The organism is Kutzneria sp. 744, from assembly GCF_000568255.1.
Classification (GTDB): Bacteria; Actinomycetota; Actinomycetes; order Mycobacteriales; family Pseudonocardiaceae; genus Kutzneria.
In genome coordinates, this window is sequence record NZ_KK037166.1 from 1,204,420 (window position 1) to 1,213,045 (window position 8,626).

Consider the following 8,626-nt stretch of genomic DNA (forward strand, 5'->3'; position numbering starts at 1 on the left):
GGCCGGCACACGTGTGGAGTTCACGCTCGCGCCAGCTGTTGCCGTGCTCCCTGACGCCTGGCTATGGTCGGTCCCATGGGCAGTGACGGAGTTTTTCCGACGCCCGCCGACGCGATCCCGCCCGCACTGGCCGCGGTCGACACGCTCGGCCCGGTTTCCGTCGTCCATGTCAGCGGCGAGCTCGACATGACCAGCCGTGACGCCGTCGAGCGGGTGCTCACCCGCGCCGTCGACAGTCGGCCCGAGACGGTGGTCGTCGACCTGTCCGACGTGACGTTCTTCGGCTCGTCCGGGCTCCAGATGCTGGCCGAGGCCCGCGCCCACGCCGCCGCCAACCAAGTGACGCTGCACCTGGTGGCCAGCAGCCGCCGGGTGCTGCGGCCGCTGGAGATCACCGGCATGACCCTGGCGTTCCGCGTCTACGCCAGCGTCGCCGAGGCGGTCGACGGCTGACCGATCCCCTCTCGCCGGCCACGGGTGGCCCAACACTTGGGGGTGACCAGGTGTGGGGCTCCCGATCGGGGGTAGCCTCGGGTGACCGGGGCCGAAGGCCGGCGAAGAAGGTGACGCACAGTGCCGCAGCGCCGCGACGTGATCGTGGTCGGCGCATCCGCCGGTGGTGTCGAGTCGTTGCGGGGACTGGTGTCGGCCCTGCCGGCCGACCTGCCGGCTACCGTGTTGGTGGTGCTGCACATGCCGAGCAGCGGCACGAGCGCGCTGCCGTCGATCCTGCGCCGCGAGAGCCGGCTGCCCGTGCATCCGGCCACGCACGGCGGGCCGCTGCGCCGGCAGCACGTCTACACCGCGGTGCCGGACCATCATCTGCTGGTCGTCGACGGCGTGATGAGCCTGTCGAAGGGGCCGACGGAGAGCGGCCACCGGCCGGCGGTGGACGCCTTGTTCCGGTCGGCGGCCCGTGCGGTCGGCGCGCGGGCCATCGGCGTCGTGCTGTCCGGCGCGCTCGACGACGGCACGGCCGGTCTGGTGTCGATCGTCGCCCGCGGCGGGGCCGCCCTCGTCCAGGATCCGGCCGACGCGCTCTACCCGGCCATGCCGGAGAACGCGCTGCGCGAGGTGCCGACGGCGCTGATCGCGCCGGTGTCGACGCTGGGGGACGTGCTCACCGCGCTCACCCGGGAACCGGTGGCCGACCAGCGGCCACCGGCCACGATGTCGCCCTCGGAGATGATCGAGGCCGACATCGCCGAGAACGGCCCACAGGAGGGTGACCTTGTGATGGACACCATGGGCGGTCCGTCCGGCTTCACCTGCCCCGACTGCGACGGCAGCCTGATGACGATGCCCGGCAGCCGGCGCTACCGCTGCCGGGTCGGGCACGCCTGGACGCTGGAGGCGCTGGCCGAGCAGAAGGACGCCCAGCTGGAGCGCGCCCTGTGGACCGCGCTGCGCACCCTCGACGAGAAGATCAGCCTGGCCCGGCGGATGGAGCGGACCGCCATCCAGCGCGGCAACGACCTGGTCGCGCGCCGGTACGCGGCGTCGGTGGCCGAGGCGGCGGACGCCGCCGGCGTGCTGCGCGAGTTCATCCGCGCCGACGTGCACGCCCAGCAGGGCACCAGCCGGTGAGCGCCCCTGAAACTGGCTATCAGCGTCACCGCTCGGGAGCAAGCCGCGATTGTCTGGCTCGACGGCGACCTGGCGCTGGCCACCGTGGCCTCGGTGCGCAACGTTTCTGTTTTAAGTGCGTGGCCGACGAGCCCTCCGGGATCATCGTCCAACTCGACCGGCTGACCGTCGTCACACCGCTCACGCTCAGCATCTTCGGCTCGGTGGCCCGCAAGGCCAGCGATTGGCCGGGGTTGCCGGTGGTGCTGGTCGCCCACCCCGGCCGGACCCGTGAGCTGCTGCGGAACACCGCCATGGACCGATTCGTGCCCACGTACGCCACGATTTCCGACGCGGCCCGCGCGCTGCGCGGCGTCCCGGCCCGGCAACTGGCCACGGTCGAACTGCCGCCCGCACCGGGCAGCCCCGCTGCCGCCCGCCGGTTCGTCACCGAGGTCCTCGGCAGGTGGCGGGTCGACGTGGTCGACGACGCCTGCCTGATCGTCTCCGAACTGGTGGAGAACGCCATCCTGCACGGGGGTTCGTCCGCGCGGCTGCGCCTGGAGCTGCGTCGCGGGCTGCTCACCGTCGCCGTGCGTGACGCCAGCGACCGGCGGCCGGCCCGGTTCGAGCCGAGTGCCGCGCCTACCGGCGGCCGCGGGGTCTTCCTCGTGGACGCCCTGGCCAAGGTGTGGGGCACGGCCCCGACCTGGGACGGCGGAAAGGTCGTGTGGGCCGTGCTCGCCGTGCCGGCCGGCACGTGAGCGGCGCGGCCGAGTACGGTCGGCCCGTGGTGGACATGACTGCCGGCGACCGGACGGGCGCGGACTTCCAGGCCGTTCTGCTGTATCTGAAGGAGACCCGCGGCTTCGACTTCACCGGCTACAAGCAGACCAGCCTGTCCCGGCGGCTGCACCGGCGGATGACCCAGGTCGGCATCGAGAGCTACCCCGACTACATCGACCACCTCCAGGTCAACACCGACGAGTTCGCCGCGCTGTTCAACACGCTGCTGATCAACGTCACCGGCTTCCTCCGCGACACCGACTCGTGGGACTTCCTGCGCACCGAGGTGGTGCCCAAGGTGCTCCAGGAGGTGGGGCCGGAGGCGCCGATCCGGGTGTGGAGCGCCGGCTGCGCGTCCGGCGAGGAGGCCTACAGCCTGGCGATCCTGCTCACCGAAGCGCTGGGCGTGGACGCGTTCCGGCAGCGGGTGAAGATCTACGCCACCGACATCGACGAGGAGGCGCTCGCGCAGGCCCGCCAGGCCAGCTACGGCGAGCGTGAGGTGGAGGGGCTGCCGCCGGACCTGCTGGAGCGCTACTTCGAGCAGCAGGGCAGCCGGCACATCTTCCGGCAGGACCTGCGGCGCTCCATCATCTTCGGCCGCAACGACCTCGTGCAGGACGCGCCGATCTCCCGCATCCATCTGCTGCTGTGCCGCAACACCCTGATGTACTTCAACGCCGAGACCCAGGCCAAGATCCTGACCCGGCTGCACTTCGCGCTGCTGCCGCAGGGCGTGCTGTTCCTCGGCAAGGCCGAGATGCTGCTCAGCTACGAAAGCCTGTTCAAGCCGGTCGACCTCAAGCGCCGGATCTTCCGCAAGGTCCCGACCCGGGGCCTCGCGCCGGGGGCCATGTTCAGCCACGCCTCGACCCCGGCGCGACGAACGGCCGGCGACGGCGATGACGAGCTGCGCGAGCAGGCGTTCTCGGCCGGACCGGTGGCCCAGATCGTGGTGACGGCCGACGACCAGGTCCTGCTGGTCAACCACCAGGCGCAGTCCATGTTCGGACTCACCTCCCGCGACGTCGGCCGGCCGCTGCGCGACCTCGAGCTGTCCTACCGCCCGGTGGAGCTGCGGGCCCAGGTCGACCGGGTCAAGGCCGAGCGGCGCACGTTGCGGCTCAAGGACATCGAGTGGCTGCGCGGCCCCGCCGAGACCGTCTGGCTCGACGTGCAGCTCAGCCCGCTGGTCAGCGAGGGCACGGTGCTGGGCGTGTCCATCGTGTTCCAGGACGTCAGCGCGGCCCGGCGGCTGATGGACGAGCTGGAGCACGCCAACCGGCAGCTGGAGTCGGCCTACGAGGAGCTCCAGTCGACCAACGAGGAGCTGGAGACCACCAACGAGGAGCTCCAGTCCACTGTGGAGGAACTGGAGACGACCAACGAGGAACTCCAGTCCACCAACGAGGAGCTGGAGACGATGAACGAGGAGCTCCAGTCGACCAACGACGAGCTCCAGACCATCAACGAGCGCCTCAGCGAGCGGTCCGTCGAGCTCGACGACCTGAACAACTTCCTGGAGTCCATCCTCACCTCGCTGCGGTCCGGGGTGATCGTGGTCGACGTGGAGATGCGGGTCATCGTGTGGAACCGGGGCTCCGAGGAGCTGTGGGGGCTGCGCCGGGACGAGGCCAACGGCCAGCACCTGCTCAACCTCGACATCGGGCTGCCGCTGTCCGAGCTGCGGCCCCTGGTCCGCAGCGCCCTCGTCGACGCCGACCCAGCCGGCGAGGTCACCATCGCCGCCGTCAACCGCCGCGGCCGCGCCGTCTCCGTCCGCGTCGTGGCCAGTCCGCTGCGCAGCCGCGGCGGCGACACCGAGGGCGCGATCCTGGTGCTGGAGGAGAACTGAGGGTCACGCCGGACGCGGTGCACGGAGGCCGGCGAGCAGGTCGGCAAGGCCGCCGACGGCCCGGCCCCGGGTGCGGGCGCTGGTGGTGACCGGGGCCTCGGCCGTGGTTCGCATGCGGTAGCCGGCGAGCTTGACGCGGTCCCAGAGGTGCTGGTCCTCGCCGGTGGACAGCGGCGCGAAGCCGCCGACGGCTCGGTAGACGTCGCCGCGGACGCCGAGATTCGCGCCGTAGACGCGTTCACGGCGGGGGTGGGCGAAGTCGCGATACCTGGATCGGAGCCGCTGGTCGGGCCAGTCGGCGATATGAACGCCGCCGGCCACGGCATGGACGCCCCGGTCGGCCAGCGCCAGGTGGGTGGCGATCCAGTCGGGGTGGACGGTCGAGTCGGCATCGGTGGTGAGCACCCAGCACTGCTCGGCGGGAGTGGTCAGACTCCGTTCGACGCCAAGGTCCCTCACCGTTCCGAGTGGACGGTCGTCGAGGTTCACGACCACGTCGGCCAGGGGTCGGGCTCGCGCGGCGGTGTTGTCCCGGCAGCGGTCGGCGACGACGCAGACGGTGACGTCCACGGTCGGCGGCGTCGCCGCGTGGATGGCCAGGAGACAGGCCACGATGGTTTCCTGCTCGTCGCGGGCGGGCACGACCACGGCGACGGAGCGGATCACCGGCGCCTCAACACGTGCAGCAGGAACTGCTCGTCCCGGTGCTCGATCAGCGGCGTCAACTCGGGGCGTGAGGCGACGAGCTCGTGGGTCTCGGCGGCGTCGCGCGTGGCCTCCGGGGCCCACGGTCGCCAGTGCACGAGGACCAGGTCGCCGCCGGGCGCGAGACCGGTGATGGCGTGGTCGACGGTCTTGCGCAGGTCCTCGTCGGACAGGTAGTAGAGGATCTCGCTGAGCACCACCAGATCGGCCTGTACGTCGGGAAATCCTTCCGGCAGCACGGCTTCCGTCACGTCGACGTTGGCCAGTCCGCGTCGACGGGTTTCCGCGACGGCGTCGGGCACGGCATCGAAGGCGTGCACCTTTTCGCACCGGGCGGACAGTTCGGCGGTCAGCGCGCCGGTGTCGCAGGCCGGTTCCACGGCGTGCCAGTAGCGTTCGCACGCAGCGCGGCGAGCAGGGTGGCCCGCTTTCTCCGCTCGTACCAGCTGTCCTTGGTGTGCCAGGGATCGGCGTTGCCCGCGTAGAGCTCCTGGAACCGTCCGATCGGGGTGCTCTGCCGGCGCGGCTGCCGGAACAGGACCTCGCAGTCGCGGTCGAAGTGCTCCAGCACATCGGGCGGCAGGATGGGATCGCTGCCGTCCGGCCCGCGTTCCAGCTGTGACACGAACGCCTGGACACCACTGGACTTCCGGTGTCGCTGCGCCGGAGACAGCTCGTAGCCGTAGGCGTGCCGCCACGGGATCTCCTCGGACTCCTCGGCCGTCCAGTGCCACATCCAGATCGGATACGACCAGCAGTGCGTGGTCACGGGCGCGGCGGCCAGCACGGACTTGCCGACGATGCTGTGGTCGGGGTGCGGGTCGTTCGGCCACGGCAGCAGGCAGCAGTCGGCGTCGGCCAGCAGCTCCCGCAGCGCGGCGACCATCTCGTCCGCGTGCTCGGTGAGCCCGGAATCCGGCAGCCCGAGCCAGTGGACCTCGGCGTCGATCCCCTGCACTCGCAACGACTCCGCCAGCTCTAGTCGCCTTCTATGTCCCAGCTCGGTTCGCTCTCGTTGCCCCAGCTTGGGGAACGCCGCCTCGCCGTCGCTGGCCACCACGACGTCCACCCGGCATCCGTTGTCGTGCAACGCCTGGAGGATGCCGCTGGCCCCGAGGGTCTCGTCGTCGGGATGCGCGGCGACCGCCACCACATGCCGGTAGCCGCTGGTGTCGAAAGCCGGCAAGCCGGTCAGCCGGCTCGTCCACCTGCGTTCGACCGAGGTCATGCCAGCACCGCCTTCCCGATGGCCGCCAGGTCCTTCTCGGCGTGGTGCTGGCGCACGTACACCTGGAGATCGGCCAGGCGTTGCGCGAACCGGGGATCCCGGCACATCGGCGTCGGGCCGGTGACGCGGGGCACCCGGTCCAGCACCTCCCAGGCCGCCCGCTCCGCCGCCGCCCGGCAGGTCCACGCCAGCAGGTGGTGATCGCCGAGCGGATCAGCGTCCACTGTGGATGCCGCCTGGGCCAGCAACGCCTCCGTGGCCCGGATCGCGGTGTGCAGCGCGCCGATGTGCGCCAGCTGATGGTCGTCCGGAGTGGACAGTCCGGCCAGCACCTCGTCCAGCACGCCTTGAGCCCCGCCCAACCACACCGCCGCGACCCCCATGCCACCCTGCCAGAACCCCGGTCGGTCCAGATAGAAGCCCGGATCGCCGACGATCATGTCGTCGGTGACGGCCACGTCGTCGATCGTCACGTCCGGACTGTCCGAGGCGTCCATGCCCAGCGGCAGCCACGTCCCCGGCACGGCGGTGATCCCGGCGTCGGCCAGATCGACCTCGACCAGCACGCTGCGCCCGTCGTCGAGGGAGGCGACCAGGGCCCGGTCCAAGCGGTGCGCTCCGGAGCAGAACCGGACGGTTCCGCTCAGAACTCCGTTGTCCAGCACAGCTCCCGTGCCGCCGGAACGGGCCGCCCACACGCCGTACAGCGCCTCCGGCGCCGGCTTGCGGCCGGCTTCCGCCAGGATCGCGACGGCGTCCGTGTGGCCCTCGGCCAGCCGGGCCAGGGCCAGGTCGCGCCGTCCGAGTCGGGCCAGCGCCGCCCAGCGCCCGGCCGTGTCACCCGATCCGGGCAGCGGCAGGTCCAGCTCACCGACCGCGGCCAGCGTGCGGAGCTCGGTGATGACGGTGTCGACGTCTCGTGGCCAAGAAATCCGCGGTGGCGGTCGGTCATCAAGCATGGCACCGGATTACCCTCCGCCCGCGGCCGCCAATCCCCGTTTGACCTCGGTCGTCCCGGGTAGCCGACGCCATGACCACAGCGAACGAACTGCGGGCCCTGGCGCTGGTGTGCACACTCACGCCCTCGCCCGGCGACTCCAGCAGCGATCTGCTGGCCCAGCACGTCATGGACCAGCTCGCCGCCAACGGCGTGAAGGGCGAGACCGTCCGGGTCGTCGACCGGGAGGTCAAGCCGGGCGTGGCGGTGGACATGGGGCGCGGCGACGAGTGGCCGGTGATCCGGTCCCTGTTGCTGCAGGCCGACATCCTGCTGATCGCCACCCCGATCTGGCTGGGCCACCCCTCCAGCGTCGCCCAGCGGGTGCTGGAGCGGTTGGACGGCGAGCTCTCCGAGACCGACGACAACGGCCTGCCCCACATGTACAACAAGGTCGCCACCGTCGCCGTGGTCGGCAACGAGGACGGCGCGCACAAGGTCAGCGCCGATCTTTTCCAGGCCCTGGACGACATCGGCTTCACCATTCCGGCCGGCGGCGTCACCTACTGGGTCGGCGAGGCCATGCAGGGCACCGACTTCAAGGATCTCGACGAGGTGCCCGACACCGTCGCCCAGACCACCAAGCAGCTCGCCGGCAACGCCGCCCACCTGGCCCGGCTGCTGCGCGAGTCCCCTTACCCGGCTTGAGGAGGCACACCCCGTGGCGCTCACCAAGAACCCGGCCCGGCCCCCGCTCGTCGTCGACGGCAACCCGCCCGAGCAGCGGCGGCGGGCCGCCCGCACCGTCGCCAGCGTCTCCGACGATCCGCGCCAGTGCGCCGAACTGCTCGACATGCTCGGCCTCTCCGCGGACGACGGTCTCGCCCCCGAGGAGTGATCGGCCATGCGGGTCGTGGTCGTCGGCGGTTCCGGCATCTCGGAACCGCCTTGCTGCACGCGATGGAGGCCGTCCCCGACCTCGATGTCGTCGGCGTCTCCCGCCGCGCTCCGGCGGGCGCGGGACCCTGGCACGAGATCGACATCTCCCGACCCGACTCCGACCTGCTCCTCCGGGCCGCCTTCGAGTCCGCCGACGCCGTCGTGCACCTGGCCTGGCTTCTCCAGCCCAGCAACAACGTTCCCCTTCTGGAGCGGACCAATATGGACGGTAGCCGCCGCGTGTTCGAGGCCGCCGTCGCCTCGGGCATCGGACATCTGGTGTACCTGTCCTCCGTCGGCGCTGACCGTCACCCGCTTCCGCCCCGTCTTGGTGCTCCAGCACGCCGCCGCCAGCGAGATCCAGCGCTACTTCATCGGGCGCCTCGCCCCGCCGGCCCTGTTCGACCGCGCCGCGCGGGCCCGCCTCCGGCTGCTGCCCCTGCCCGGCGAGCTGCGTCTGCAGTTCGTCCACGCCGGCGACGTGGCCGACGCCATCGTCCGGGCCCTGCGGGGCCGCGTGCCCGGCGTCTTCAACCTCGCCGCGCCTCCCCCGCTCACCCCTCGCAAGCTGGCTCGCCTCACTGGCGCCGTGCATATTCCCGTGCCCGGA

Annotated in this window: 10 protein-coding genes and 2 pseudogenes; 8 read left to right on the forward strand and 4 right to left on the reverse strand. The window is 71.6% G+C overall.

The window, feature by feature from the left end; genetic code table 11:
• The first annotated feature begins 75 nt into the window (after positions 1–75).
• From KUTG_RS05205 to KUTG_RS05220, 4 genes are all read left to right on the forward strand, one after another.
• Positions 76–453 carry an STAS domain-containing protein gene (locus KUTG_RS05205; RefSeq protein ID WP_052394001.1) on the forward strand — a complete coding sequence of 126 codons (378 nt, stop codon included), beginning with the start codon at positions 76–78 and terminating at the stop codon, positions 451–453.
• A 120-nt stretch (positions 454–573) separates the two neighbouring features.
• Positions 574–1,587 (forward strand): chemotaxis protein CheB, encoded by a 1,014-nt coding sequence (locus KUTG_RS05210; RefSeq protein WP_043715304.1) that lies wholly within the window; start codon positions 574–576, stop codon positions 1,585–1,587.
• Positions 1,588–1,706: 119 nt separating this feature from the next.
• Positions 1,707–2,330, forward strand: coding sequence for an ATP-binding protein (locus KUTG_RS05215; RefSeq protein ID WP_052394003.1), 624 nt, complete (start codon positions 1,707–1,709; stop codon positions 2,328–2,330).
• A 35-nt stretch (positions 2,331–2,365) separates the two neighbouring features.
• A complete protein-coding gene (locus KUTG_RS05220; protein WP_043728376.1) occupies positions 2,366–4,207 on the forward strand; it encodes a CheR family methyltransferase in 1,842 nt (613 codons plus the stop codon).
• Between the two features lie 3 nt (positions 4,208–4,210).
• Here the strand turns inward: KUTG_RS05220 and KUTG_RS05225 are convergent, their stop codons facing one another.
• From KUTG_RS05225 to KUTG_RS05235, 4 genes are read right to left on the reverse strand one after another with little or no spacing between them, the layout of a single operon-like run.
• Positions 4,211–4,873 carry a glycosyltransferase family 2 protein gene (locus KUTG_RS05225; RefSeq protein WP_043715306.1) on the reverse strand — a complete coding sequence of 221 codons (663 nt, stop codon included), beginning with the start codon at positions 4,871–4,873 and terminating at the stop codon, positions 4,211–4,213.
• Positions 4,870–5,292 (reverse strand): class I SAM-dependent methyltransferase, encoded by a 423-nt coding sequence (locus KUTG_RS63230; protein WP_052394005.1) that lies wholly within the window; start codon positions 5,290–5,292, stop codon positions 4,870–4,872. Before KUTG_RS63230 ends, KUTG_RS05225 begins: the two co-directional genes overlap by 4 nt.
• Positions 5,262–6,140, reverse strand: a complete 879-nt coding sequence (locus tag KUTG_RS05230; protein ID WP_052394006.1) for a PIG-L deacetylase family protein — start codon at positions 6,138–6,140, stop codon at positions 5,262–5,264. The genes KUTG_RS63230 and KUTG_RS05230 overlap by 31 nt, the downstream gene beginning before the upstream one ends.
• A complete protein-coding gene (locus tag KUTG_RS05235) occupies positions 6,137–7,099 on the reverse strand; it encodes an acyl-CoA dehydrogenase family protein (RefSeq protein WP_084578917.1) in 963 nt (320 codons plus the stop codon). Before KUTG_RS05235 ends, KUTG_RS05230 begins: the two co-directional genes overlap by 4 nt.
• Before the next feature lie 71 nt (positions 7,100–7,170).
• Between KUTG_RS05235 and KUTG_RS05240 the strand changes: the two genes are divergently transcribed.
• From KUTG_RS05240 to KUTG_RS63235, 4 genes and pseudogenes are all read left to right on the forward strand, one after another.
• Positions 7,171–7,785, forward strand: coding sequence for a flavodoxin family protein (locus tag KUTG_RS05240; RefSeq protein WP_043715308.1), 615 nt, complete (start codon positions 7,171–7,173; stop codon positions 7,783–7,785).
• A 13-nt stretch (positions 7,786–7,798) separates the two neighbouring features.
• On the forward strand, positions 7,799–7,975 hold the full coding sequence (locus KUTG_RS60775; protein ID WP_198047024.1) for a PIN domain-containing protein: 177 nt from the start codon (positions 7,799–7,801) through the stop codon (positions 7,973–7,975).
• Positions 7,972–8,301 (forward strand): annotated as a pseudogene (locus KUTG_RS65970) (NAD-dependent epimerase/dehydratase family protein); the annotation flags it as partial. The gene KUTG_RS60775 and the pseudogene KUTG_RS65970, both read left to right, overlap by 4 nt.
• Before the next feature lie 43 nt (positions 8,302–8,344).
• Positions 8,345–8,626 (forward strand): annotated as a pseudogene (locus KUTG_RS63235) (NAD-dependent dehydratase); the annotation flags it as partial.

Coding starts and splice junctions, on each gene's coding strand:
- KUTG_RS05205 (WP_052394001.1), top strand. CDS start 76: ATGGGCAGTGACGGAGTTTTTCCGACGCCCGCCGACGCGATCCCGCCC.
- KUTG_RS05220 (WP_043728376.1), top strand. CDS start 2,366: ATGACTGCCGGCGACCGGACGGGCGCGGACTTCCAGGCCGTTCTGCTG.
- KUTG_RS05230 (WP_052394006.1), bottom strand. CDS start 6,140: ATGACCTCGGTCGAACGCAGGTGGACGAGCCGGCTGACCGGCTTGCCG.
- KUTG_RS05235 (WP_084578917.1), bottom strand. CDS start 7,099: ATGCTTGATGACCGACCGCCACCGCGGATTTCTTGGCCACGAGACGTC.
- KUTG_RS05240 (WP_043715308.1), top strand. CDS start 7,171: ATGACCACAGCGAACGAACTGCGGGCCCTGGCGCTGGTGTGCACACTC.